A 23,619-nucleotide genomic window follows, 5' to 3' on the forward strand; every position below is an offset into this window, starting at 1 on the left:
GCACCACCACACGTCCGTGGTGGTGCCCGTCGCCGCGAGGATCAGCGGCGGTTGTAGCGGTACATCGTCAGGACGCCGAAGACCACCAGGAAGCCGGCGCTCCACACCAGCGTCCACATCGTGCTCGACGCGTCGGGCGTACCCGACATCACGCCCCGCACCGACGCCACCAGCTGGGTGATCGGGTTGACCTTCACGAACGCCTGCAACCAGCCCGGCATGGTGGCCGGCTCGACGAAGACGTTGCTCAGGAAGGTCAGCGGGAACAGCACCATCATGCTGACCCCCATCACCGACTTCTCGCTGCGCAGCACGAGGCCGAAGAACGTCCAGACCCAGGAGAACGCGAACGAGAAGACCACCAGCAGGCCGATGCCGCCCAGCACGCCGAGCAGCCCGCCGTCGGGGCGGAAGCCCAGCACCAACCCGACGCCGAGGATGACCACGGCGGCCAGCACGTACCGCAACACGTCGCCGAAGATCATGCCGACCAGCGCGGCGGGCCGCCACACCGACAACGTCCGGAACCGGTCGAAGACGCCCTTCTCGATGTCGGTGTTCAGACCCACCCCGGTGTACATGGTGATCATCACGACGCTGGTCACCATGATGCCGGGCAGGAAGAACTGCAGGTAGTCCCGTGGGCTGTCGGCGAGGGCACCGCCGAACAGGTACGTGAACATCAGCACCATGATGATCGGGAACGCTGTCACGTCGAACAGCTGCTCCGGCACGTGCTTGATCTTCAACATGGCCCGCCAGCCGAACGTCAGCGACGCCGACAGCGGGCTCGGGCGGGGCGGCCGGGTGCCGGGCGCGAGAACGGTCGCCAGCGCCTCCGCCGACGGTACGTAGACCGACGGGGCCGGCCCCGTCGTGGTGGTGGCGTTGCTGCTCATCGGGCTGCCTCCAGCTGCTCGTCCCGCTCGTCGGCGCCGACCGCGGGGTGGTCGGTCAGGGCCAGGAAGACCTCGTCCAGGCTCGGCTGGCCGAGGGAGAAGTTGTCGACGACGATGCCGGCGCGGGCCAGGTCGCCGAGGACCCGTGCGGCCTGCTCGCTGGCGTCGAGGTCGCCGCCCTCGCCGCCGACGCGGGCGGTCAGCGCCACCGGGTCGGGCTCGAGCTGCACCGGCACGCCGAGCACCGCGTGCAGCAGCCGTTCCGCCTCGGGTCGCCGGTGCGCGTCACGCAGTCGCAGGTGGACGGTGCCGGAACCGACCGAGGATTTCAGCTCGCCCGGGGTGCCCTCCGCGATCACCCGGCCGTGGTCCACCACCGCGATCCGGCCGGCCAACTGGTCGGCCTCGTCCAGGTACTGCGTGGTCAGCAGCACCGTGGTGCCGTGCGCCACCACGGCCCGGACGATCTCCCACACCTGGTTGCGGCTGCGCGGGTCCAGCCCCGTCGTCGGCTCGTCGAGGAACAGCAGGTCCGGGGTGTTGAGGATGCTCGCGGCGATGTCGATGCGCCGCCGCATGCCGCCGGAGTACTTCTTGACCTGCCGGTCGGCCGCCTCGGTCAGCCCGAACGCGGCGAGCAGCCCGTCCGCCCGCTGCCGCGCGGCCGGCTTGCCGTGCCCGAGCAGCCGACCGAGCAGGATCAGGTTCTCCAGCCCGGTCAGGTCCTCGTCCACCGAGGCGTACTGGCCGGTGAGGCTGACCCGGGCCCGGACGGCGTCGGCCTCGTGGACGACGTCGTGGCCGAACACCCGCGCCCGCCCGCCGTCGGGGCGCAGCAGCGTGGCCAGCACCCGTACCGCCGTGGTCTTCCCTGCGCCGTTCGGGCCGAGCACCCCGTAGACGGTGCCGGCGGGCACCGCGAGGTCCAGGCCGTCCAGCGCCCGGGTGTCCCCGAACGAGTGGGTCAGCCCCTCGGCCTCGATGGCCAGGCCGGTGCTGCGTCTATTCATGATCTCTACCCTTCCTTCGCGAACTGTCAGGAGACGTACGGGCGAGCGGCGCGGCCGTCGCGCAGGGCCAGGCCCCACCAGCAGAGCTGGTCGAGCAGCACGCGGGCGTCCCGGCGCAGCTGGTCGGTGGCCAGCGGGGTCGGCTCGCCGCAGAGCAGGTCCACACCGACGACGTCACGCGTCGTGACGGCGTGCAGGGCGGTGAAGACCGTCCGGAGTTGGTCGACGGCGTGCAGGCCGACGGAACCACAGCCGTACGACACGAAACCGACCGGCTTCGCCTGCCACTCGTCGTACGCGTAGTCGATCGCCTGTTTCAACGACGCGGGGAAGCTGTGGTTGTACTCCGGGGTGACCACGACGAACGCCTCCGCCCGGCCCACCTGCTCGGCGAACGCGCGCATCGCCGGGGTCGGCTCCGCCGGGTAGCCGGCGGGGAAGTCGTAGTCGGCGAGGTCGACCACGTTGACCGTCAGCCCGTCGTGTGCGTCCGCCCGGTCGACGAACCAGCGGGCGACCCGGTCGCCCACCCGCCCCTCCCGGGTGCTGCCGATGATCACGGCCAGTCGCAGTGGGTCCACGCTTCCTCCTCCCGGCCGCTCCGGTCCCACCCCTCAGGCGCGAGACGGTGGCCGGCGGCCCGCGAGATCCGATCTAGCGGCCCCGCGAGGCGCAACCGCGTCCGGGCCCAGGTAGCCGCGGTCTGCCGGTCCGACCCGCTCGGGCCGGTCGGGACCGCGGTTCGTCGGTGGTGGCTGCTTGACTGCACCGGCGGAGAAGAGGGGGCACCATGACCGACGTGCGCATCGAGCCGTGGAGCGAGGGCGACCTCGACCTGCTGCGGCAGCTCAACGCACCGGAGATCCGGGCGAGTTCCCGCCCGGGCACCTCATGCGTTCCAACGACTGGCGCCTCGACCTGACCGCATAGCCCGGGCGGCCCGACGGATCGTCACGCGATTTCGGCGACACCGCTCAACGTTGCGGCCCGGCCCGTCGTCCTTGGTGGCGACGGAAGGAGAGCCGTATGCACACAGGCATCCGGCCGGCCGGGAACCGTTCGTGCGCCTGCACGGCCACCTCGTCGGCTGACGTCGCCTCGGCCGCCGCCAACTGCTCGTCGAACACGGCGTCGGGCGGGCCCAGCGGCGGCTTCGGGGTGAGCAGGTCCGGCGTGTAGCCGAGCCGGCCGGGCGGCATGACCAGTTGCGCGGCCAGGGCCACGTCGGGGTGCCGCAGCGCGGCCCACCGTACCGCCGGCCGGCCCGGCCGCACGATCGCGGCGGAGGCTCAGGCGGCCTTCTCCAGCGCGGCGGTCGCCAGCGGGGCCACCTTGGCGAGCAACGCGGCGCCGGCGGCCAGGTCACCGTCGGCCGCCGAGACGTCCACCTGGACCACGAAGTTGCCCCGGACCAGCAACAGCGTGCACTGGTGGCGCGTGGCCTGGCCGATCAGCTTCTCGCAGAACGTGACGACGTCCGGGCCGTTCGGCACCGGCGGGGGCGACGGCCGCACGATCACCGACGTGCGGCCGTCGTCCGGCACCTCGTACTTCTCGCACGTCTTCAGGACGGTTCGCAGTTCGTCGGCGAGCTTGCGGCCGGGCACCTTGAGGTAGCCGACCACGTACTGCCGGATCCACACGGTCTCGCCGTCCCAGATCCGCTCCCGGTGGGCGGTGCGCCTGCGGTCCGAGGGCAGGGCGTCCCGGCACAGCGAGATCAGCTTCCACGCGTCGCTGTTCTCCTCGGTGTGCTCCGCCGTCTCCGGGTGGAACTCCGTGCCCAGCGTCAGCATCGCCGCCGTGACCCGGCTGCGTACCTCGGCGGTGGAGGTCGGGGCGGGGCGCGGCGGCGACGCGGTCGGCGAGGCCGGCGCCGACGCCGGCGCGGACCAGCGGGGGGCGTCGGCGGCCCGGCCGGGGGCGCAGGCGGTGGACCCGGCCAGGGCCAGCAGCGCGAACAGGACCAGAGGAGTGCGGCGCATCATCGCGGCGGCGCTGTCCTTTCGTACGGTAGGAGAGGGCCGTCCGGCCCCCTTCTACCTGCGCCGTCCCGCCGTGTCGTGTTACGCCGGGAGGTAGTCGAAGGTGTCCGGATGCCCGCCCTGGCGGCCGGCCTCGCCCCGGTCCAGCCCGGTGATCCGCTCCATCGCCGCGTCGTCCAGCTCGAAGTCGAAGATGCGGACGTTCTCCTCGATCCGCTCCGGGGTGGTCGACTTCGGGAAGATGATGTCGCCGCGCTGCACGTGCCAGCGCAGCACCACCTGAGCCGGTGTCCGGCCGACCTGCTCGGCGACGTCGACGACCGTCGGGTCGCCCAGCACCTTGCCCTGCGCGATGGGCGACCACGCCTCGGTCAGGATGTTGTGCCGGTGGCCGTACGCGCGCACCTCCTCGTTGCCGAAGTACGGGTGGACCTCGACCTGGTTGACCGCCGGCACCACGTCCGCCTCGGCGGCCAGCCGCTCCAGGTGCGGCACCTGGAAGTTCGACACCCCGATCGAGCGGGCCCGGCCGTCGCGCTGGAACTCCGCCAGCGTCTTCCACGTCGAGACGAAGTCGCCGTCGTAGAGGGTGGGCAGCGGCCAGTGGATCAGGAACAGGTCGATGCGGTCCATCTTCAACGCGGCCAGCGTCGACTCGAACGCCTTGCGGGCGTCGTCGGGCCGGTGGAAGGCGTTGCTCAGCTTGCTGGTCACGAAGACCTCGTCGCGGTCCAGCCCCGACTCGCGGACCGCCTGGCCCACCTCCGCCTCGTTGCCGTACATCTCGGCGGTGTCGATGTGCCGGTAGCCGACCTCCAGGGCCTTGCGGACCGCGGCGACGGTGTCCTTCGGGTCGATCTGGAACACCCCGAAGCCGAGCTGCGGGATGGTGTTGCCGTCGTTCAGGGAGATGATGGGGATCGCGTTCGCCATCGGGGCTCCTTCGCCGGTCGTCACGAAGCCGGGTGCGCGGAACCGCTTCCACGCCCGGCGGGCCATCCCCTGGCGTACCCCGGATCGGAGGTGTTCCAACGGGTGATCCCGGCCTCAGGTCGGCTCGTCGAAGAGCACCGGCCAGGGCCGGGGCGCCGGCACGGGCGGCGGCGCCGGGGGCGCGGACCCGTCGGCCAGCACCTCCGCCGCGAGCTGCCCGAACATCGGCGCGGCCGGGTGCGCGGACCGGCGCGGCCAGGCCGCCGAGGTGCGCTTGACCAGCGGCGAGCCGGCGATCGGCCGCCAGGCGATCCGGGGTTCCCGGCGGGCCGTCGCCGCGGGCTCGACGGCGACCCCACCGCCGGCCAGCACCAGCCCGAAGAGGAACTCGGGGTTGCGCGCCGGGCGGACCCGCGCCGGCGTGAATCCGTGCCGGCGGCAGACGTCGAGCAGGTGGTCGTGCCAGCCGGGCGCGGTGGCCCGGGGCGCGGTGACCAGGTCCAGGCCGGCCAGCGCCGCCAGCTCCACCTCCCGGCCCCGGGCCAGCGGCGACGCCCGCGGCAGCAGCACCCCCAGCGGTACGTCGACGGCGGCGCCGAGGCGCAGCCCCTCGTCGGTGACGGGGTGGTGGAGCAGACCGACGTCCAGCCGCCCCTCGGCCAGCATCCGCTCCTGCTCGCCGCTGGTCAGCTCGTGCAGGTCCACGTCGAGCCCGGGCGCCCGGTCGGCCAGCCGGTCGAGCAACTCGCGCAGGGTCACCGCGGGCGTCTCCGGGGGCACCCCCGCCCGGAGCACCCCGGACACCCCCTCGCGCACCTGGCGCATCAGGTTGCGCAGCCGGCCCTCCCCGGCGAGCAGGTCCTCGGCCTCGCCGAGCAGCAGCTGACCGGCGGTGGTCAGGCGCACCTGGCGGCGGGACCGGTCGAACAGCTCCACCGCCAGCTCCCGCTCCAGGCGCTGCACCGACTGGCTCAGCGGCGGCTGGGCCATGCCGAGCAGTTCGGCGGCCCGGCCGAAGTGCAGCTCGCGGGCGACCACCACGAAGTGCCGCAGGTGCCGGAGCAGGTCCACGGCCGGACCCTACGCCAGCGCCCCGACGCGGGCGGCGGCTACGGTGCGTAGCGTGGTGACGGAGCGGATCGCGGAGATCTTCGAACGGGTCGGGGTCACCGGCAGCCTGCACGTGGTCGACCTCGACGCGGCCGACGACGGCGCGGGGCAGCCCGGCGGCCGGCGGGAGGTGGCGGTCCGGGCCGACGAGCAGGTGGTGATCGCCTCGATCTTCAAGATCCTGCTGGTGCTGGAGTTCGCGCGGCAGGTCGTCGCCGGCCAGCTCGACCCGCAGGAGCGGGTGCTGGTCACCGCCGCCGACCGGCTCGGCGGGTGGGGGATCGCCGGCTGCGCCGACGACGCCGAGGTGTCGCTGCGGGACCTGGCCTACTTCGCCATGTCGGTCAGCGACAACACCGCCGCCGACCTGCTGCTGCGCCGGGTCGGCGCGGACGTGCTGCCGATGCTCGCCGCCGAGCTGGGGCTGCCGCGCACCCGGATCGTCGGCGGCCCCCGGCACCTGGTGGAGATGATGCTCGCCGACGTCGGCGCGCGCACCGAGGCGGACTTCGCCCGGATCTTCCCCACCCTGCCCGCCGAGCGGGTCCGCGCGATGCGGGTGTTCGACCCCGCGCACACCACGTCGAGCACCGCCCGCGAGATCACCCGGCTGCTCGGCCTGGTCTGGCGGGACGAGGCCGGCCCGCCCGGGGCCTGCGCGATGGTCCGGGGCTGGATGGCCCGGCAGCTCTTCTGGACCCGGCTGGCCGCCGGCTTCCCGCCCGGGGTGCGGGTGGCCGGCAAGACCGGCAGCCTGCCGGGGCTGCACCTGGAGGCCGGCGTGGCCGAGTACCCCGACGGCGGCCGGTATGCGATCGCCGTCTTCGCCCGCGCCGCCCACCTCGCCACCCGCCGCATCGACGTCGACCTGGCGATGGGCGAGGCGGCCCGCACCGCCGTCGAGGCGCTGCGCGCCGGCTGATTTCCGGCCGGAACGAGCCGCGTCGGGCCCCGCTGAGCTGGTCCGATATGCCGGCGGGTATCGGCCGATCCGGCCGTGGATCTTGGACCGGGCGGGGGGCGTGCTGATTGGCTCGGCACCGACCGATCAGCACCACGACGGGGAGAGTTCCGCATGCCCAACCTCGACCGCCGCCGCTTCCTCCGCGACGCCGCCGCCGGCACCGCCCTGGTCTCCGCCGGCGGGCTCGCCGGCGCCGCCCTGGCCGGCCCGGCGCAGGCCGCACCGCCGGCCACCGCCCCGGTCGCCACCGCCCCGGTCGCCGCCGCACCGGCCGCCCGCCGCCGCGGCCCGGTCAGCTTCCGCTGGTGGGGTACGACGGCCTGGCGCATCGACATCGGCGACCGCACCGTCCTGGTCGACCCCTTCCTCAGCCGCATCGACACCGGGCTGTTCAAGGGCGCCTTCGACACGGCCACGCCGCTGGAGGTCCGCACCGACGTGGTGGACTCCCTCGTGGACCGGGCCGAGACGGTGCTCGTCACGCACACCCACTGGGACCACTACATGGACGTGCCGCACATCGCCGGCCGCACCGGCGCCCGGGTCGTCGGCACGCTGACCGCCTACCACCTCGGGCTGGCGTACGGGCTGCCGTCGGGGAAGCTCAGCCCGGTCCGGGGCGGGGAGGTGCTGGACTTCGGCGGCTACACCGTGGAGGTGGTCAGCTCGCTGCACAGCCGCAACGCGTCGTACTCGATGGCGTTCCCCGGCGTACGGGTCAGCCAGCCCGCGCGGCCGGCCACCATCGCGGACCTGCCGGAGGGGGACACGCTGGCGTACCAGGTGCGGGTGGCCGACGGACCGTCGGTGTTCTTCATGGGCGCGAGCGACTTCGTCGCGCGGAACCTGACCGGCCTCGCCCCCGACGTGGCCATGGTGGCGCTGCCGAGCAGCACCGCCACCGCCGACTACGCCGAGCGGCTGCTCGACGCGCTGGACCGGCCGAAGGTCGTGGTGCCGGTGCACTTCGACAACTTCGAGACGGAGCTGCGCAACCCGGTGCCCGTGCCGCCGAAGGACCGGGAGCGGCTCGACGGGCTCATCGCGGCGGTGCGGCGGGTCTCCCCGCGCAGCCGGGTGGTCGTGCCCGAGTACCACACCGCGTACCACTTCTGACGAGACAGGCCGGCGGGCCGCGAGCGTCTGCTCGCGGCCCGCCGGTGTCTGATCAGCTCAGCTCCCGATGTGGGACCAGGTTCCGAAGGTGCTGCCGGCGCTGCTCTGCCCGGCGCCCCAGATCCAGTTGTCGGTGCCCTTGCCGTAGACCACGAGCGCCCCCGACTCCGCGACGATCGCCGTCGGGTCACCGACGAAGTCCGGCTGGCCCGTGCCGATGGTCGTCCAGCTGCCGAACGCGGCGCCCTTCGACGGCTGGCCGACACCCCGGATCTTGTTGTCGGTGGCCCGTGCGTAGATCACGATGGTGCCGTTGGCGCCGATCAGCGGCTGCGGGCGGGAGGCCACCCCGGCGCCGCCGGTGCCGATCCTTCCCCAGGCGCCGAAGGCGCTGCCCGGGCTGCTCTGACCGCTGCCCCAGACGTAGCCGTCGACGCCCGTCGCGTAGACGGCGATGGCGCCGGACGGGGTCACGACCGCGCTGGGAGCGGTCTTGAAGCCGTCGGTCGGCTGGCCGGTGCCGATCGTCTGCCAGGTGCCGAAGGCCGCGCCGGGCGAGGGCTGGCCGACGCCGTGGATCTTGCCGTCGGTGCCGCGGGCGTAGATGACGATGGTGTCGTTGGCGCCGATGATGACGTGGGGCTCCGAGGCGATCCCGGCGCCGCCGGTCCCGATCTTCACCCAGGCGCCGAAGGCGCTACCGGGGCCGCTCTGCGCCGTCCCCCAGACGTAGCCGTCGCTGCCGCGGGCGTAGATCGCGATCTCGCCGTCCGGCGTCATGACCGTGGTCGGGTCGCTGGCGAAGGTGGGCTGACCCGTTCCGATCATGCCCCATCCGCCGAAGGCCGCGCCGGGCGAGGGCTGGCCCACACCGTAGATCTTGTCGTCGGTGCCGCGGGCGTAGACGACGATCGTCTCGTTTCCGCCGACGATGGCCGACGGGTTACCGGTGAAGCTTCCCCGGTCGCCGATCCGCTGCCACGGACCGTACGCCGCGCCGACGCCGGGCTGGTTCGAACCGTGGATCCAGCCGTCGGTGCCGAGCCGGTACTGGGCCAGGATTCCGTCGCCCGTACGGACCAGGCCGAGATCACCCGTCGTCGTGGCGGCGCCGGCGGTGTCCTCCTCGGCGTTCGCGCCGACCGGCGACGAGTATCCGACGATGTCCACGTTGGAGAGGCTGTAGTCACGGGCGGACACCCGGTCGCTGGAGTTGCCCTCGATGGTGTGGACCCGCCCGTCCGACGTGCGCGTGACGATGCCGACGTGGTTGATCACACCGTCCTGTTCCCAGTCGAAGACGATCGCGTCGCCCGGCTGGGGCGTGTAGCCGCTGCCGCGGGAATGGTAGGTCTTGTTGTCCAGGCCGTACTCCCGGAATGATCGCGCCCAGCCGTTCAGGCCGCCGAGGTCGGTCACCCCGGCCTGCTTCCAGATGTACTTGGCGAAGTTCGCGCACCAGTGATACGTGTCGTCGCCGTTCTGTGTGCCGCCGCGCCAGCCCATCGAGTTGCACACCGGCCAGCCCGTCGTCTGGCCGCTGTAGTAGGTGCAGTTGTCGCTGCCCCGGTACTCGTAGTTGCGGCTGCCGTCGTTCAACTCCCGCTGGGCGATGGAGACGATGGAGTCGCGCAGGGTGCCGGCCGAGGCGTCCGGCGTCACGGCGAGACCGGTGGCGAACATCATGGCGGCGCCCACGACGCCGAGGGCGATCCGCCGGCCACGTCGAGGCATTGTGGTGTCGGTCATTTCTGTGCCTTTCTTTCGAGGTCAATTACGGAACAGGGGAAGATCTGCGATCCGCTGTCGGATCTCGTCGGTCGATTTCTGTGCGTGCCGCTGATCCGGCGCCAAGAGGAAGAGCGCCACCGAGAGTTGTCCGGGCCCGGCCCGTATGCGGACGTGTTCCACCCGGTCCTCCGGGCGTATGTGCGCCCACATCGCGTCGAGCAGCAATGCCTCATCGGGGGGTGGGTTGTGGCGGATGCCCACGGTGAAGATCGTGATGTGCATGCTCAGGCCCACTCGAAGCCGCCGTCGACGGTGTCGTCGGTGATGGCCGGGCCCCCCTCGGGCGTCACGGCCCACTCGAAGCCGCCGGCGACCGCACTGCCGGAGGAGGCCGCCCCGGCACCGGAAACACCCGGGCTCAGCAGGGTCGGACCGAGGAGGAAGGCGCCGGCCGCGACGGCGGTGAAAACGAGACGAATGGACGGCTTCATGGCAGAGTCCTCCTGCTCGAACAATTAAAAATGGCATGTCGCAGAAATTGTTTCCAAGTGTTTGTCGGGCTCGTTCTGTCGATGAGAGAAGCTTCCCGGCTGAAAGGTGTGGTGTCACTACTTCGGCGGTGGCACCAACCTGCATGGCACCTTCGTGCCAGTGGGGCCGATCTGTCGCTGACGGTCTTGCGCGGTGCGTAGCCGGTCCCGATACTTAGCGCCACATGGGGGCGAAAGGTTGAACATGCTCGAAACTTTGGGCTTGACGGAGCCGGCAGAACGTACGTACCGGGCCATGCTGGCCCTACCCCATCTGGGCGTGGCCGGGCTGGCGGAGCGTCTGGGGATTGACGAGACGGCCGTCCGTGCGGCGCTCGACGAACTGGCCGACCTCGCGCTCCTCCGGCCGTCCTCCGGTGACCCCGGGAACATGCGCGCGGTATCGCCGGAGGTGGGCCTCGCCGCGCTGTTGCAGCAGGCCGAGGCGGACGTCATGCACCGGCAGCGGCAGATCGAGGCGACCCGCGCCGCGATCAAGTCGATCGCCGCGGAGCAGTCGGCCAGCCGATCGCAGGACGGCGTTCGGCGGTACGAGGACGTGGACGCCGTTCGGGGCCGGCTGGAGGAGTTGGCGGCGAACGCCGGCACGGAGTGTGTGTCACTCAACCCCGGCAGCGCCCAGGCGCCCGCCGCCAAGCAGTCGAGCAAGCCGCTCAACCAACTGGCCCTGGAGCGCGGTGTGGCCATCCGATGCGTGTACCAGGACAGTTACCGCAACGATCCGGACGTGGTGGCCTACGCCCGCTGGCTCGCGGGCCTCGGCGGTCAGGTTCGGACGACACCGACGCTGCCGATGCTGATGGTGGTGGTCGACCGGCGGATCGCCCTGCTGCCCCTCGATCCGACCGATTCCAGTCGGGGCGCCGTCGAGGTGGTGCACACCGGGGTCGTCGCGGCCATCTACGCGCTGTTCGAGCAGGTGTGGCGTGCCGCGAATCCGCTGGGTGCCAGCGCGCCGCGCGGCGACGCTGGGTTGGAGCCCTTCGCGCGGGAACTGCTGGAGATCCTCGCCGCCGGGCACACCGACGAGGTGGCCGCCCGCAAGCTTGGCCTGTCGCTGCGCACGGTCCGGCGGATCACGGCGTCGCTGATGGAGCGCCTGGACGCGCGCAGCCGGTTCCAGTTGGGACTACGCGCCGCGCAGCGCGGCCTGCTGTGAGCTGTCGATACCGAAGGGCCCCGTTGACGGCCGACTCTCCCGGTCCTAGGGTTCCCCGTTAACGGTCAGGGCCGTAACCGTGGAGGCTTTGGTCGTCTCAGGGTGAACCCAGCCGGAAGGGCGCATAGTGACGGGAAATCTCTCGCGGCGGGCACTGCTCGCCGGGCTCGGTGCGGTAACGGCAGCAGCCGTATCCCCTCGGGCGGCCCTCGCCGCCCCGGACGGCGAACTCGGCGAGACGTTCGACGTCGCCATCACCGACCTCGGCGCGGCCTCCCGGGTGCTCAACTTCGGCAACGGCGTCCGCGTCGGCGACGAGATCTGGTTCGCCACCCGGCAGATCCTGCCCACCCGGGTCGCCGCGTACGACCTGACCCAGCGGCGGATCACCAAGACCGCCCTCATCCCCGGCGTACCCGGCCTCTGGGGCATCGACGCGGTCGGCACCGACCTCTTCGTCTCCTCGTACTCCCCGGGTCTGCTGTTCAAGGTGGACACCGTCACCCTGGAGGTGACCCGGGTGCTCGACCTGAAGGAGGAGGTCGGCTGGAACGTCAAGGCGTCCCCGGACGGCAGGGTCTTCGTCGGCACCTACCCCTCGGCGAAGCTCTGGGAGTACGACCCGGCGACCGACCGGGCCACCGACCACGGTCGGATGGACCCCGACGACACCTACGTCCGCGACCTGGTCGCCACCGACACCACCGTCTACTGCGGCATCGGGTCCCACGCCGGGCTCGTCGCCTACGACCGGGCCACCGGCACCCGCGCCGACATCCTCCCCGCCGCACTGCGCGACCGCACCTTCGGCGCGGTCTGCCACCTCGCCGGCGACCACCTCGTCGTCGGCATCTCGCCCACGGCCGAGATCCTCGTCGTGGACACCCGCGACCACAGCCGCCACCAGATCCTCAAGACCCCGAACGACTCGTTCGTCGTCGGCATCACCAGCCGCGGCGACGAGATCTTCTACACCACCCGCCCGAGCGGCTCGCTCTACCGGTTCCGGCTCGGCGACACCGCGCCCACCCTGGTCGGCGTCCCGATCGCGGAGGCGTCGAACGTCCGGATCGGCTTCCTCGACGACGGCCGGCTCTGGGCCGTGCAGACCGCCGGGGGCATCTTCTACGACCTCGACACCCGCACCACCGAGGCGCTGGACATGAGTTCGCCGGACCTCGCCCCCACCCCCGAACGGCCGATGTCCCTCTGCCACGCGGGCGACCGGATCCTGGTCGGCGGCACCCTCGGCGTGCAGGTCGTCTCCACCGAGGCCACCGCGGCCTTCGACACCTTCCGGGTGCCGTTCGGCGGCGAGGCGAAGGACATGGAGACGTACGGGGGCGTGGTGCACATGGGCGTCTACACCCTGGCCCGCTACCTCACCCTGCCCGTCGACGGACGGGCCGCCACCGAGGTGGCCCGGGTCGACGCCGGGCAGGAACAGACCCGGCCGACGTCGCTGACCGTCGACCGGCGCCGCGGCCTGGTGCTGATGTCCACCGAGCCGGACTACGGCCGCTGGGAGGGCGCGCTCAACATCTACGACGGGCAGCGGATCCGCAGCTGGCGGGGCATCCTGCCGGACCAGACCGTGCAGTCGCTCTGCCCCGACCCGCACGGCGTCTTCCTCGGCGGCAGCATCGCAACGGCTACGGGACCACCCCGACGACCAGCCGGGCCAGGCTCGGCTACTTCGACTACCGCACCGAGCGCCTGGCCTGGCTCGTCGAGCCCACCTCGGGCGGCGTCATCGTGGACCTGAAGCTGATCGGCCGGGTGCTGGTCGGCGTCACCAGCGAGGGCGAACTCTTCGCGCTGGATCCGCGTACCCGTGAGGTGCTCTGGCGGATCGACGTCGGCGCGGCCGGCGGCAAGCTGGCCGTCATCGACGACCGGGTCTTCGGCGTCGACGGCACCCGCCTCTGGACGGTCCCGGTGGGCCGCCGCCAGCCGACGCTGACCGTCCTGGCGGACGGGCTGAACCAGTCCTGGTTCGGCGCCCCGGAGGTGGTCACCGACGGCGTGCGCACCCTCTTCACCACCCGCGGCACCAACCTGATCCGGGTCGACCTGAGCTGACCGGTCCCCGGCACACGCTCGGGGCGCGCCGCTGACAGGGGGCGGCGCGCCCCGACCACGTTCGGTCGGGTCAGGGTGTCGCCAGCTCGGCGAGAGCGCGCACCGACCGCCAGTTGCGGGTGGTCGCCACCACGCCGAGCTTCTTCTCCAGGTAGTTGTTCGTGAACTTCGACCGGCCGTAGCCCCCGTCGGGGTAGTGCAGGTAGACCTCGCGCCCGGTGACCGTGAACGCGACGTTCTCGCCGCCGGGCACGGTCAGCGCGTCCACGGCGGACTTCCCGGGCGCGGTCGCGAGGAAGGCGACCAGCAGCCGCGTCGGGTCGTCCTCCCCGTCGGCGTACGGGTTGCCGCCGGCCACCGCCGCCAACTCCCGGCCGCCGCGCACCAGCACCGGCACGGTCAGCCCCAGCTCGTCGGCGATCGCCCGCTCGATGCCCCGCGCCAACGCGTCGGCGTCGCGCACGGTGCTGCCGAAGACCACGTTCCCGCTCTGGAGGTAGGTCTTCACGTCGTCGTGCCCGAGGCCGGCGACCAGCCGGCGCAGGTCGGCCATGCCGACCTTCGCGCCGCCGACGTTGACCCCGCGCAACAGCGCCACCCACCTGTCCATGCGACCTCCTCGCCCCTTGTACGGGCCAGCCTAGGGGCCGGCGGCCCGCCGGCCGGCCCGCGCGCCGGGTCGGCGTCGGCTCGCGTGCCGGACCGGCGTCGGCCCGGGGGCCGGCTCAGCGGCGACTCAGCGGCGGCGGATGGCGGTGGAGTCGAGGCGGAAGCCGATGGTGCGGTCGACGATCCGGTCGACCAGGTCCGCCTTGCGCAGCCCGGCGACGCCCCGCAACTCCAGGCCCGCGGCCAGCGCCCGCAGGTCACGGGCGGTCCAGCCGGAGAGGTACGCCGTACCGTCGGCGCGGCGGGACATGGCCGCCAGCGCGGCGCGGGCACGGGCCGGGTCGGTCGCCGGCACCGCCCCCCGGGCGGACCGCGCGGCCGGGCCCGCCGGATCCGCGGATGGGGCGACCGGACGTGCCGGCTGGCCGGCCGGATCCGCGGGTGGGCCGGACCGGCCCGCCGGCTGGCCGGCCGGACGCGGGGGTACGGCGGCCCGACGGGCGGGGGGCACCGGGCGCGCGGCGGTGGGCGGACCGGGCGGGGCCCCGTCGAGCGGCACCACCGCGAGCCGGGCGCGCCCCTCGACCAGGGCGGCGAGGTCGGCGGCCGGCAGCTCCCGCAGCAGCGCGGTCAGCAGGTCGGTGACGTCGCGGCCCGGCCCGGTCACGCCACGACCCGCTCGGGCTGGAGGTGTTCGAGGAACTCCGTGGCGAGCTGACGCAGCTCGTCGCGGACCACCGGAGCGGTGATCCGGTCGCGCAGCACCACCGGCACGCCGCGCGGGGTGTTCGTGGCGAACGCCGTGACGTTCTCCCGCAGGGCGGTGGGGAAGACCGGCAGGCCGAGCGCGCGGACCTGGTCCATGTAGCCCTGGTGCGCGGCGATCGGCCGCTGCGCCATCAGCTGGATCATGGTGAACACCACCCCGGCCACGCCGGGGGCGACCTTGTGGTGCCGGCGGGTGGTGGCGAACCGGCGGGCGTCGGCGTTGTAGTGGTCGACCAGCTCCCGGACGTTGCCGTGCAGGTAGTCGATGCCCAGCGTGGAGAGGTAGTCCGCCTTCGCGGGGATGAGCAGGTGGTCGCTGGCGATGATGGCCGACTGGGTGACCACGTTGAAGTTCGGCGGGCAGTCGATGAGCACCAGGTCGTAGCCGCCCAGCGCGTCGTCGTGCAGCCCCTCGGCGAGGGAGCCGCGCACCCGGAACAGCTCGGCGTCGTACTCCTCGCCGTCGGCCACGCCCCGGGCCAGGGTCAGGTCGATGTCGACGAGCTGGAGGTGGGACGCGATCAGGTCGAGGCGGCCGGCGCCGGTGAGCCGCGCGTTGGCCGGGCCGGGGGAGACGACCAGCTCGCCCAGGGTCACCGCCGGGGTGTCCCCGCGCAGCCCGTCGTACCAGCGCTTCACCGTCCGGCCGTCGCGCAGCCGCTCCCGCCAGTCGTCGGGTTCGTAGAAGCCGAACGTCAGGCTGGCCTGCGGGTCGAGGTCGACGAGCAGCACCTTCATGCCCCGGTTGGCCAGTTCGGCCCCGAGGTTGGCGGTGACGGTGGTCTTGCCGACCCCGCCCTTGTAGTTGATCACGGACACCACGTACATCGGCGGCACCTCCCCGACCGGGAACGGTAGCGGGCGGGCGATCGTCGTGCGGAACCCGCTCCGGCCCCCGCGGGCACCGAACGGGCCACCGGGCGGGCAGGGCAGTCGACGCGGCCGGGGACCAGAAATTCCGCGCCCGATCGGCCGCCGGGTGCCGATCTCTCCGGCTGTTAGAGTCTGCGCTGCTCAGGTGCGCGGCGTGGGGGAGGGATCGACGGTGGTGCCGTTCCGGGTCGCGCTGTCACAACTGCTCAAGGCACGCTTCCCGATCCTCTACGTCGAGTCGTTCGAGGAACAGCGGGTTGTCGCCGAGGTCTGCGCGGTCGCCCAGGACGCCCTGGCGGTCCGCACACCCCGCGCGGTGTGGACCTGGTCGCAGACGACGGGGCTCGTGCAGCCCGACGGCGTCACCCGCAAGGGCACGACCGACCCCGCGGACGCGCTCGACGCGGCGCTGCGGGTCGACCACCCGAGCGTACTGATCTTCAAGGACCTGCACCCCGCGCACGGCGGCGGCGACCAGCGGGGCGGCCCCGGGGTGGTCCGCCGGCTGCGGGACCTGGCGGCGGCCTTCAAGGCCGGGCCGGTGCCGCGCACCCTCGTCCTCGTCTCGCCGGTGCTGCACATCCCGGTGGAGCTGGAGAAGGACGTGACCATCGTCGACTTCCCGCTGCCCACCGAGGCGGAGATCCGGCGGGTGCTGGACGGGATGATCGCCGCCAACTCGGCCAGCGGCCGGATCCGGATGGGCCTGGACGACCTCGGCCGGGAACGGTTCGCCAAGGCCGCGCTCGGGCTCACCCTGCACGAGGCGGAGAACGCGTTCGCCCGCGCCATGGTCAACGACGGGGTGCTCGACGACGGCGACCTCGCCGTGGTGCACGAGGAGAAGCGGCAGACCGTACGCAAGTCGGGGCTGCTGGAGTTCGTCGACGTCACCGTCGACCTCGCCGACGTCGGCGGGCTGGAGAACCTGAAGCGGTGGCTGGCCCGGCGGGACGGTTCCTGGCTGGCCGAGGCGGCGGCGTACGGGCTGCCCGCGCCCCGGGGCGTCCTGATCACCGGCGTGCCCGGCTGCGGCAAGTCGCTGACCGCGAAGGCGATCGCCGCGGCCTGGGGCCTGCCGCTGCTGCGGTTGGACGTCGGCCGGGTCTTCGCCGGGCTCGTCGGGTCGAGCGAACAGAACATGCGCACCGCCATCCGGACGGCCGAGGCGACCGCGCCGTGCGTGCTGTGGGTGGACGAGATCGAGAAGGGCTTCGCCGGCGGCGCCGGCGACTCCGGCACCTCCGCCCGGGTCTTCGGCTCCTTCCTGACCTGGATGCAGGAGAAGACGCGGCCCGTCTTCGTCATCGCGACCGCCAACGACTTCGAGGGGCTGCCCCCGGAGCTGCTCCGCAAGGGCCGCTTCGACGAGATCTTCTTCGTCGACCTGCCGACCCGCGCGGAGCGGGCGTCGATCTGGCGGGTCCACCTGGCCCGGCGGCTGCGCAACCCGGCCGTCGCCGGCGGCCTGGCCCTCGACGACGCCCTGCTCGGCGAGCTGGCCGGGCTCAGCGAGGGCTACTCGGGGGCCGAGATCGAGCAGGCCGTCGTCGGCGGGCTCTTCGACGCGTTCGCCGAGCGGCGTCCGCTGCGCCGCGACGACCTGGTCCGGGCGCTGGTCAGCATGGTGCCGCTCAGCGTCACCCAGGCGGAACGGATCGACTCCGTACGCTCCTGGGCCGACACCCGTGCCGTCGCCGCCACCGCCGCCGAGGACTGGGACCTCGGCGGCCGTCCCGGCGGCCCGCGCTCCCGCCCCGGCCCTCCCCCGCAGCGGGGGCAGGGCGGACGAGCGGTCGAGTTCTAGTGTGTGCCTCGACTGGAAGGAGAGGTTCCCGATGAGCGTCTCACTGATACTCCTGCCGCTGGCCGTCGCCGCCGTCGCCGCGACCCATGGCGCCACCGCGGGCCGGGACCGGGAGGGCCGCGTCGTCTGTCAGGTGCAGACCCGGATGCGGGACGAGACGCTGCTCGCCGCGGCGCTGCGGGACACGGACGCGGTGGTCGGCACCGACGGGGACGCGATCACCGCGGAGTGGGCCGGCGTGCGGGCGAGCTTCCGGCGCGGCGAGGACGGCGTCTGGGCGGCGCACTTCACCGGCGAGGTCGACGAGCAGCGGGCGGTCGAGGTGGTGCGGGCGATCGACGCCGCCTACGGGCGGCAGGTCCAGCGGGCTGTGCTGGCCCGGCTGCGCGAGCAGGCCCCCGTCGCCGGCCTGCGCCTGGAGTCCGAGCAGGTCACCGAGGACGCGAGCGTCCGCCTGGTGTTCGCCGTGGAGGGCAGGTCCTGATGAGTGGGCAGCCGCGGATCGTGGTCACCGTCTCCAGCGAGGGCGTGGTGAGCGCCGAGACCCGGGACGTGCTCGGCGACCGCTGTCTCGACTATGTCGCCGTGCTGGAGGACCTGCTGGCGGCGCGGGCGGTGAGCAGCGCGTACACGGCGGACCACGCCCGCGCCGCCGTGACCGAACGGCAGGAGCAACGCGATGTCGAGCGCGCCTAGCCCGGGCTGGCCGCACCCGACCGCCCCGGGCCCGGCCGGCCCGGTGGGGAGCCTGAGGTGGCGGCTGCTGCACAGCTGGTGGCTGCTGCTGCCGCTGTTCGGGTGCAGCTGTCTCGGCGGCTTCGGGTTCATCTACGTGGGGCTCCGTGCCCGGCGGCCGGCCTGGTGGATCCCCGGCATCGTCTACACCGTGGCGGGCTGGACCGCCTTCGTCGTCGTCGGCGAGACCGACAAGGAGGCCGCCGCCAGCGACTGGGCCGTCGGCGCGCTGCTGGCCGTCACGGCGGCCGGCATCCTGCACGCCCTGCTGATCAACTCGGCGTGGCTGCGCTGGCGGGCCGGCTACCGCCCCTGGTACGCCCCGCAGCCGGCGGCGTCGTGGCCCGGCGGCCCGTACCCGCCCGGCCCGCTGGCCCCGCCCCCCGGGTCGACCCCCGCCGGTGCGTTCACGCCCGCCCTTGGGCCCTACCCGCCCGGGTCGCCGGTCCACGCGCCCGCGTCGCCGGCGTACCCGCCTGCGTCGTCCGCCTTTCCGCCGGGGTCGCCGGCCTTTCCGCCGGGGGCGCCCGGATATCCGTCGGCGCCGACGTACCCGCCTTCCGCGCCGACCCACCCGCCCGTGCCGGCGGGGTCGCAGCCGCCGGCCGACCCGACGATGGTGCCGTACCAGCCCGTCGACTACTACGGGACCGGGCCGGTCGCGGCTCCCGTGCCCCGGCCCGGCCAACCGGTCGCGGCCCGGCCGTCCGGCGGGCCGGTGGACGTCAACGCCGCCGGCCACGACGACCTCGCCGCGCTGCCGGGCTTCGACCCGCACCGCGCCCGGCAGGTGCTGGCCGAGCGGGACCGGCGGGGCGGGTTCGGCAGCCTGGCCGAGTTCGCCGCCGCCGCCAACCTGGCCCCCCACGAGTACGCGCGCCTGCGGGACGTCCTGGTCTGCGCTCCGCCCGCCGGCCCGGCGCCGGGGCAGCAACCGCCGCTCGGCCGGGTCCTCGATGTCTGAGAGTTCCCCGACACCCGGCGCGACACCCGAGCGGGCGCTCGGCCCGGCATCCGGCGCGGCGCTCGGCCCGGCGCCCCGCGCGGCGGGCGGGGCGGAGACCGTCGCCGTGGCCCGGTTCCTCGGCGCCACCCGGGCCGAGGGGCCGGGCGAGCGCACCGCCGTCTGGGTGCAGGGCTGCGCCATCCGCTGCCCGGGCTGCTTCAACCCGCACCTGTGGAGCTTCCGCGGCGGCGAGCGGGTGGCCCCGGCCGACCTGGTGCGGCGGGTGCTCGACGCCGGCACCGAGGGGCTGACGCTGCTGGGCGGCGAGCCCTTCGACCAGGCGGCCCCGCTGGCGACCGTCGCCGCCGGCGTACGCGCCGCCGGGCGCTCGGTGATGACCTTCACCGGCTACACCAGAGCACAGCTGGACCGGGCGGTCGACGCCGGCCGGGACGACGTCGCGGCGCTGCTCGCGGCGACCGACCTCCTCGTCGCCGGGCCGTTCCTGGCCGACCGGCTCGACACCCGGCGACCCTGGGTGGGCTCCACCAACCAGGAGTTCGTGCTGCTCAACGACCGCTTCCCGGGCCTGCTCGACGCGGTGTCGCGCAGCCCGGACCGGGTCGAGGTCACCGTCGACGCCGCCGGCGGGATCGCCGTGAACGGCTGGGCGGAGGTCGACGCCCTCGACGAACTGCTGGCGTCGGTGGCCCGTCCTCAGCCCCGCCGGGCGAGCTTCGAGCGGCGGTAGCCGTAGAAGGCGTAGATCAGGGCGCCGAGCACGAACCAGACCGCGAAGCGCAGCCACGTCACCGGGGCGAGGAAGGTGATCAGCCAGAGGGAGAAGAGGGCGCCGATCGCCGGCACCACCGGCATGCCCGGCAGCCGGAAGGTGCGTGGCGCGTCGGGGCGGCGGTAGCGCAGCACGATCACCGCGACGCAGACCACCACGAAGGCCAGCAGGATGCCGATGTTGGTCAGCTCGGCGGCCTCCCGGATCGGCAGGAAGCCCGCGATCAGGGCCGAGCCGACACCGACGATCCAGGTGACCCGGCTCGGCACCCGGCGGACCGGGTGCACCTTGGCGAACCAGCCCGGCAGCAGGCCGTCCCGGCTCATCGAGAACCACACCCGGGTGACGCCGAGCATGAAGGTGAACATCACGGTCAGGATGCCGATGATCGCGCCGACGGCGATCACGCTGGCCAGGCCCGACAGGCCGACGGAGGCGAACGCGGAGGAGAAGCCGCTCTCCGGGTCGATGTCGCGGTAGTTCTGCATGCCCGTCAGCACCAGGGTGGCCAGCACGTAGAGGACCATCGAGATGGCCAGCGAGTAGAGGATCGCCTTGGGCATGTGCCGGCGGGCGTCCTTCGACTCCTCGGCGGCGGTGCTCATCGCGTCGTAGCCGAAGACCGCGAAGAAGACCGTGGCGGCGCCGGTGAACGCCCCGCTCAGCCCGAACGGGAAGAACGGCGAGTAGTTCGCGGTGTGGACGTGGAAGAAGCCGACCACGATGACCAGCAGCACCACGGCGACCTTCAACCCGACGACGAACGTCTCGAAGCGGGCGGCGGACTTGATGCCGAGGTTCAGCAGGAACGCGATGAACAGGCAGAGGATCACCGCGAAGAGGTCCACCACGTGCCCGTCGCCGGTGCCCGGGGCGCCCAGCATCCAGGCCGGCAGCTCCGCCCCCAGCTCGGTGACGAGGAACGAGAAGTAGCCGGAGATGCCGATGGCCACCACGGCCACGATGGCCGTGTACTCCAGCAGCAGGTCCCAGCCGATGAACCAGCCCACCGCCTCGCCGAGCACCGCGTACCCGTAGGTGTAGGCCGAGCCGGCCTTCGGGATCATGCCGGCGAACTCCGCGTACGACAGGGCGGCGGCCGCGCTGGCGAGCCCGGCGATCAGGAACGAGATCAGCACGGCCGGGCCGGCGGTCTCGTTCGCCACCGCCCCGGCCAGGGCGAAGATGCCGGCGCCGATGATGCCGCCCACCCCGATGGCGGTGAGCTGCCAGAGGCCGAGAGATCGGGCCAGCCCGCCGCCGCGCTCGTCGGCGATCTCCTCGACCGGCTTGCGGCGGAAGATGCCCGTGCCGCCGCCGCCCGCAGCGCTTCCCGCGGAGGTCATCGTCGTCCCCCTTCCGAACCCGCCCGGGCGGTCACCCGTGCGTCCCTGCCGGTACCCGCGAACGACGCGGGTAAATCTCCAACGAGGACGCCCGTGCCGGGGTGCGGCACGGGCTCACTCGGCGACCGGCAGCACCACCTCGTTGCGGCGCAGGAACCAGGGCTTCCACGGCGGGTCGAAGCGCGCGTACCGGACCGCGTCGGTGGGGCGCAGCCCGGCCGCGGTGACCGCCCGGCCGAGCGCGGTCGCCCGCCGGTCGAACGCCCGCGCCGTCCACCGGCCCCGGAACCGGACCGCGGCGGCGAGCTGCGCGGGGACCTGCCGGGTGCGGACGCGGGGGTCCGTCGGCTCGGGCAGCGTGTCGGGGGCGCAGGCCGCCGGCAGCACCAACCGCAGCAGCCAGCAGCCCGGCCGGTCGGCCTCCTCCTGGAGGTACGGCGCGGTCATCGCGATCGTCTCCGGGCCCGCCTCCCGCGCCGCGTTCCCGCTCGCGGCGCGGGGCCGGTTGGCACCCCCGACGTACGCGGCCAGCGGCCGGAAGCCGTCCCGGGCGGCCTGCTCGAACGTTCCCTCGACCTGCACCTCGGCGACCAGGCACGGCGGATAGCGGCGCAGCTCGAAGCGGGGATGCCGGGTCACCACCCGGTACGGCTGCTGCTCGGTCATCGCGCGCTCCCCGTGCCCAGGGCCCCGTCGAACGCAACGCTACCGTCCGTCGACCTCCGGCTCAGGCGAAGTCGCGTCCTCCGGCCGGGGACGCACGGCCGACCGGGTCAGCCGCCAGTACTGCCGTCTGCGCTCGTCCCGGACCACCACCCCGGAGCGGGCCAGTTCGTCGCGCAGCTCCCGGGCCTCGCCGCCCCGGTCGTCGTCGAGCGCCCTCTGCCGGGCCCGCAGCAGCGCGTCCGCGCCGGCCGGCAGGCCGGGCAGCCCCGGCACCCACCGCCGGTACGCGTCCCGGTGCGGGTCGGCCTCCGGCAGCTCGCCGGGCTCAGCGAGCGGGAGCGAGGTCGGCGTCGCGCTCGGGCAGGGCCGGACCAACGCCGAGATCGCCGGCGAGCTGTTCATGAGCGTCGCCACCGTCAAGGCGTACGTGTCGCGGCTGCTGGTCGAGCTCGACCTGAACAACCGGGTCCAGGTCGCCCTGCTGGTCCACGACGTCGGCCTGGTCTGACTCGCGCCCGCTCGCGGCGACCCGGGGCAGCACGACGCCGGCCCCGGGGCGCGGGGATTTCCCCACCCGCGCCCCGGGCCGGTGTCGCCGTGCCCGTCCTACCGATCCGCCGGCTCCCGACTGGCCCGGGTGTTGGCGGCGCCGATCCCGCAGTCCGGCGCGGACCAGCTGGTGGTGTTCGGCGTGCGGTCGTTGTCGTTCTCCCGTCGCGAGTCCACGTGCACGTGGTCGTCGTGGTCCGGGTAGCCCGGCCCGTAGATGCCGCTGAAGCCCCGGTTGCGGGCGTCCCGGGCCACCTCGCACAGCGAGCTGGTGCGGGAGACCACGTCGGCGGCGTTGCCGTAGAGGTGCTGGCTGTCCGACGCCCCGCCGACCTGGTCGTTGCAGGCGCGGCTGCGGAAGCCGCTGCTCACGTAGAGCGGCTTGTCGCCGAGGCTGCGCCGCATCGCCTCCAGCTTCCACATCGTCTGCAGGGCGTTCTGCCGGGTCTGGGCGGCCGACAGTGGGCCGCCGGTCCACCCGCCACGGCCGCAGCCGTCGTCCATCTCCGCGAAGCTGAAGTGCCGCGGGGTGCAGTCGTTGTCCTGCAGCTCGTAGATCTTGGCGTACGTCTGCGGCCCGGCGACGCCGTCGACCCGCAGCCCGTACGCGGCCTGGAACCGCCGGACCGCGGCGGCGGTCTTCGGCCCGAAGCGGCCGTCGAGTTCGACGATGTCCCGGTTGCCGGCCCAGCCGGCGACCCGGATCTGCAGCTGGCGGACGTCCTCGCCGGAGCGCCCCTGGTAGAGGTTGCGGTTCCACGTGTAGCAGGCGTCGGCGTGGGCCGCCGGCGCGGCGACCACCGTGGCGATCGCGGCTCCCGGCATCGCCAGGGCGAATGCGACAAGCGCCCGCTTCAGGGTGTTGACACGCACAGAAGTCCTCCCGATAGGAGTGCGATTGGGGTGGCGTTCGGGACATCGACCGGGGCGTCCCGTGTTTCCACCCTGACACCTGGGCGGCCCTTTGGCGGCAATTAACAAGAATTG

At 73.4% G+C, this 23,619-nt stretch carries 28 protein-coding genes and 1 pseudogene; 12 read left to right on the forward strand and 17 right to left on the reverse strand.

Translation table 11 applies throughout. The features are described from left to right. Positions 1 to 41: 41 nt before the first annotated feature. Genes AB0L34_RS12535 through AB0L34_RS12545 form a run of 3 tightly spaced genes read right to left on the reverse strand, consistent with a single transcriptional unit; the run spans position 42 to position 2,490 of the window. On the reverse strand, positions 42 to 899 hold the full coding sequence (locus tag AB0L34_RS12535; RefSeq protein WP_363704373.1) for an ABC transporter permease: 858 nt from the start codon (positions 897 to 899) through the stop codon (positions 42 to 44). After that, the gene (locus tag AB0L34_RS12540) at positions 896 to 1,909 is read right to left on the reverse strand and encodes an ATP-binding cassette domain-containing protein (protein WP_363704375.1); all 1,014 of its coding nucleotides are present in this window, start codon (positions 1,907 to 1,909) and stop codon (positions 896 to 898) included. Before AB0L34_RS12540 ends, AB0L34_RS12535 begins: the two co-directional genes overlap by 4 nt. Before the next feature lie 26 nt (positions 1,910 to 1,935). Further along, the gene (locus AB0L34_RS12545; RefSeq protein ID WP_363704377.1) at positions 1,936 to 2,490 is read right to left on the reverse strand and encodes an NAD(P)H-dependent oxidoreductase; all 555 of its coding nucleotides are present in this window, start codon (positions 2,488 to 2,490) and stop codon (positions 1,936 to 1,938) included. Between the two features lie 209 nt (positions 2,491 to 2,699). Between AB0L34_RS12545 and AB0L34_RS12550 the strand changes: the two genes are divergently transcribed. Further along, on the forward strand, positions 2,700 to 2,831 hold the full coding sequence (locus AB0L34_RS12550) for a hypothetical protein (RefSeq protein ID WP_363704379.1): 132 nt from the start codon (positions 2,700 to 2,702) through the stop codon (positions 2,829 to 2,831). Positions 2,832 to 2,883: 52 nt separating this feature from the next. Here AB0L34_RS12550 and AB0L34_RS12555 read toward each other — a convergent pair whose 3' ends face one another. The 4 genes from AB0L34_RS12555 to AB0L34_RS12570 form a co-directional block, all read right to left on the reverse strand. Then, a complete protein-coding gene (locus AB0L34_RS12555; RefSeq protein WP_363704381.1) occupies positions 2,884 to 3,183 on the reverse strand; it encodes a hypothetical protein in 300 nt (99 codons plus the stop codon). Positions 3,184 to 3,198: 15 nt separating this feature from the next. Further along, entirely contained in the window at positions 3,199 to 3,894 is a 696-nt protein-coding gene (locus AB0L34_RS12560) for a hypothetical protein (RefSeq protein ID WP_363704383.1), read from the reverse strand. An 81-nt stretch (positions 3,895 to 3,975) separates the two neighbouring features. Next, the gene (locus AB0L34_RS12565; RefSeq protein WP_363704385.1) at positions 3,976 to 4,827 is read right to left on the reverse strand and encodes an aldo/keto reductase; all 852 of its coding nucleotides are present in this window, start codon (positions 4,825 to 4,827) and stop codon (positions 3,976 to 3,978) included. Positions 4,828 to 4,941: 114 nt separating this feature from the next. Then, entirely contained in the window at positions 4,942 to 5,898 is a 957-nt protein-coding gene (locus AB0L34_RS12570) for a LysR substrate-binding domain-containing protein (protein ID WP_363704387.1), read from the reverse strand. Between the two features lie 52 nt (positions 5,899 to 5,950). Between AB0L34_RS12570 and AB0L34_RS12575 the strand changes: the two genes are divergently transcribed. Next, a complete protein-coding gene (locus AB0L34_RS12575; RefSeq protein WP_363704389.1) occupies positions 5,951 to 6,859 on the forward strand; it encodes a serine hydrolase in 909 nt (302 codons plus the stop codon). A 153-nt stretch (positions 6,860 to 7,012) separates the two neighbouring features. Further along, a complete protein-coding gene (locus AB0L34_RS12580) occupies positions 7,013 to 8,017 on the forward strand; it encodes an MBL fold metallo-hydrolase (protein WP_363704391.1) in 1,005 nt (334 codons plus the stop codon). Positions 8,018 to 8,074: 57 nt separating this feature from the next. Here the strand turns inward: AB0L34_RS12580 and AB0L34_RS12585 are convergent, their stop codons facing one another. From AB0L34_RS12585 to AB0L34_RS12595, 3 genes are read right to left on the reverse strand one after another with little or no spacing between them, the layout of a single operon-like run. Beyond that, positions 8,075 to 9,766, reverse strand: coding sequence for a CHAP domain-containing protein (locus AB0L34_RS12585; RefSeq protein ID WP_363704393.1), 1,692 nt, complete (start codon positions 9,764 to 9,766; stop codon positions 8,075 to 8,077). Positions 9,767 to 9,787: 21 nt separating this feature from the next. Beyond that, the gene (locus tag AB0L34_RS12590; RefSeq protein ID WP_363704395.1) at positions 9,788 to 10,030 is read right to left on the reverse strand and encodes a hypothetical protein; all 243 of its coding nucleotides are present in this window, start codon (positions 10,028 to 10,030) and stop codon (positions 9,788 to 9,790) included. Positions 10,031 to 10,032: 2 nt separating this feature from the next. Further along, a complete protein-coding gene (locus AB0L34_RS12595) occupies positions 10,033 to 10,263 on the reverse strand; it encodes a hypothetical protein (RefSeq protein ID WP_363704397.1) in 231 nt (76 codons plus the stop codon). Positions 10,264 to 10,483: 220 nt separating this feature from the next. On the opposite strand from AB0L34_RS12595, the gene AB0L34_RS12600 reads away from it, so the two are divergent. The 3 genes from AB0L34_RS12600 (at position 10,484) to AB0L34_RS12610 (ending at position 13,540) form a co-directional block, all read left to right on the forward strand. Further along, positions 10,484 to 11,458 (forward strand): helix-turn-helix transcriptional regulator, encoded by a 975-nt coding sequence (locus AB0L34_RS12600; protein WP_363704399.1) that lies wholly within the window; start codon positions 10,484 to 10,486, stop codon positions 11,456 to 11,458. A 127-nt stretch (positions 11,459 to 11,585) separates the two neighbouring features. Beyond that, on the forward strand, positions 11,586 to 13,223 hold the full coding sequence (locus AB0L34_RS12605; protein ID WP_363704401.1) for a hypothetical protein: 1,638 nt from the start codon (positions 11,586 to 11,588) through the stop codon (positions 13,221 to 13,223). Continuing rightward, positions 13,214 to 13,540: a hypothetical protein gene (locus tag AB0L34_RS12610; protein ID WP_363704403.1), complete on the forward strand. Its 327-nt coding sequence runs from the start codon at positions 13,214 to 13,216 to the stop codon at positions 13,538 to 13,540. The genes AB0L34_RS12605 and AB0L34_RS12610 overlap by 10 nt, the downstream gene beginning before the upstream one ends. A 70-nt stretch (positions 13,541 to 13,610) precedes the next feature. Here the strand turns inward: AB0L34_RS12610 and AB0L34_RS12615 are convergent, their stop codons facing one another. The 3 genes from AB0L34_RS12615 to AB0L34_RS12625 form a co-directional block, all read right to left on the reverse strand. Then, a complete protein-coding gene (locus tag AB0L34_RS12615; protein WP_357459313.1) occupies positions 13,611 to 14,150 on the reverse strand; it encodes a DUF1697 domain-containing protein in 540 nt (179 codons plus the stop codon). 126 nt (positions 14,151 to 14,276) lie between these two features. Next, on the reverse strand, positions 14,277 to 14,816 hold the full coding sequence (locus tag AB0L34_RS12620) for a hypothetical protein (RefSeq protein WP_363704405.1): 540 nt from the start codon (positions 14,814 to 14,816) through the stop codon (positions 14,277 to 14,279). After that, positions 14,813 to 15,745: an AAA family ATPase gene (locus AB0L34_RS12625; protein WP_363704407.1), complete on the reverse strand. Its 933-nt coding sequence runs from the start codon at positions 15,743 to 15,745 to the stop codon at positions 14,813 to 14,815. Before AB0L34_RS12625 ends, AB0L34_RS12620 begins: the two co-directional genes overlap by 4 nt. Before the next feature lie 199 nt (positions 15,746 to 15,944). On the opposite strand from AB0L34_RS12625, the gene AB0L34_RS12630 reads away from it, so the two are divergent. The 5 genes from AB0L34_RS12630 to AB0L34_RS12650 are packed head-to-tail and all read left to right on the forward strand — an operon-like array spanning position 15,945 to position 20,029. Further along, on the forward strand, positions 15,945 to 17,597 hold the full coding sequence (locus AB0L34_RS12630) for an AAA family ATPase (protein WP_363704409.1): 1,653 nt from the start codon (positions 15,945 to 15,947) through the stop codon (positions 17,595 to 17,597). Positions 17,598 to 17,628: 31 nt separating this feature from the next. After that, the gene (locus tag AB0L34_RS12635) at positions 17,629 to 18,081 is read left to right on the forward strand and encodes a hypothetical protein (RefSeq protein WP_350702960.1); all 453 of its coding nucleotides are present in this window, start codon (positions 17,629 to 17,631) and stop codon (positions 18,079 to 18,081) included. Continuing rightward, the gene (locus AB0L34_RS12640; RefSeq protein ID WP_350702959.1) at positions 18,081 to 18,293 is read left to right on the forward strand and encodes a DUF2997 domain-containing protein; all 213 of its coding nucleotides are present in this window, start codon (positions 18,081 to 18,083) and stop codon (positions 18,291 to 18,293) included. Before AB0L34_RS12635 ends, AB0L34_RS12640 begins: the two co-directional genes overlap by 1 nt. Then, complete coding sequence (locus AB0L34_RS12645) at positions 18,277 to 19,296, forward strand: helix-hairpin-helix domain-containing protein (RefSeq protein ID WP_363704411.1); 1,020 nt, start codon at positions 18,277 to 18,279, stop codon at positions 19,294 to 19,296. Before AB0L34_RS12640 ends, AB0L34_RS12645 begins: the two co-directional genes overlap by 17 nt. Beyond that, positions 19,289 to 20,029: a 4Fe-4S single cluster domain-containing protein gene (locus AB0L34_RS12650; protein ID WP_363704413.1), complete on the forward strand. Its 741-nt coding sequence runs from the start codon at positions 19,289 to 19,291 to the stop codon at positions 20,027 to 20,029. The genes AB0L34_RS12645 and AB0L34_RS12650 overlap by 8 nt, the downstream gene beginning before the upstream one ends. Here the strand turns inward: AB0L34_RS12650 and AB0L34_RS12655 are convergent. The 3 genes from AB0L34_RS12655 to AB0L34_RS12665 form a co-directional block, all read right to left on the reverse strand. Then, a complete protein-coding gene (locus AB0L34_RS12655; protein ID WP_363704415.1) occupies positions 19,996 to 21,417 on the reverse strand; it encodes an amino acid permease in 1,422 nt (473 codons plus the stop codon). The two genes, AB0L34_RS12650 and AB0L34_RS12655, sit on opposite strands and share 34 nt — an antisense overlap. Positions 21,418 to 21,531: 114 nt before the next feature. Next, on the reverse strand, positions 21,532 to 22,083 hold the full coding sequence (locus tag AB0L34_RS12660; RefSeq protein ID WP_363704417.1) for a heme-binding protein: 552 nt from the start codon (positions 22,081 to 22,083) through the stop codon (positions 21,532 to 21,534). 39 nt (positions 22,084 to 22,122) lie between these two features. Further along, the gene (locus tag AB0L34_RS12665) at positions 22,123 to 22,356 is read right to left on the reverse strand and encodes a hypothetical protein (RefSeq protein ID WP_363704419.1); all 234 of its coding nucleotides are present in this window, start codon (positions 22,354 to 22,356) and stop codon (positions 22,123 to 22,125) included. 36 nt (positions 22,357 to 22,392) lie between these two features. Here AB0L34_RS12665 and AB0L34_RS12670 point away from each other — a divergent pair. Beyond that, a pseudogene (locus tag AB0L34_RS12670) lies at positions 22,393 to 22,591 on the forward strand (LuxR C-terminal-related transcriptional regulator); the annotation flags it as partial. Positions 22,592 to 22,689: 98 nt separating this feature from the next. On the opposite strand, the gene AB0L34_RS12675 reads toward AB0L34_RS12670, so the two are convergent. After that, positions 22,690 to 23,505, reverse strand: a complete 816-nt coding sequence (locus AB0L34_RS12675; protein ID WP_363704421.1) for a D-Ala-D-Ala carboxypeptidase family metallohydrolase — start codon at positions 23,503 to 23,505, stop codon at positions 22,690 to 22,692. Between the last annotated feature and the right edge of the window lie 114 nt (positions 23,506 to 23,619).

Source organism: Micromonospora sp. NPDC052213 (assembly GCF_040679695.1).
GTDB lineage: Bacteria > Actinomycetota > Actinomycetes > Mycobacteriales > Micromonosporaceae > Micromonospora.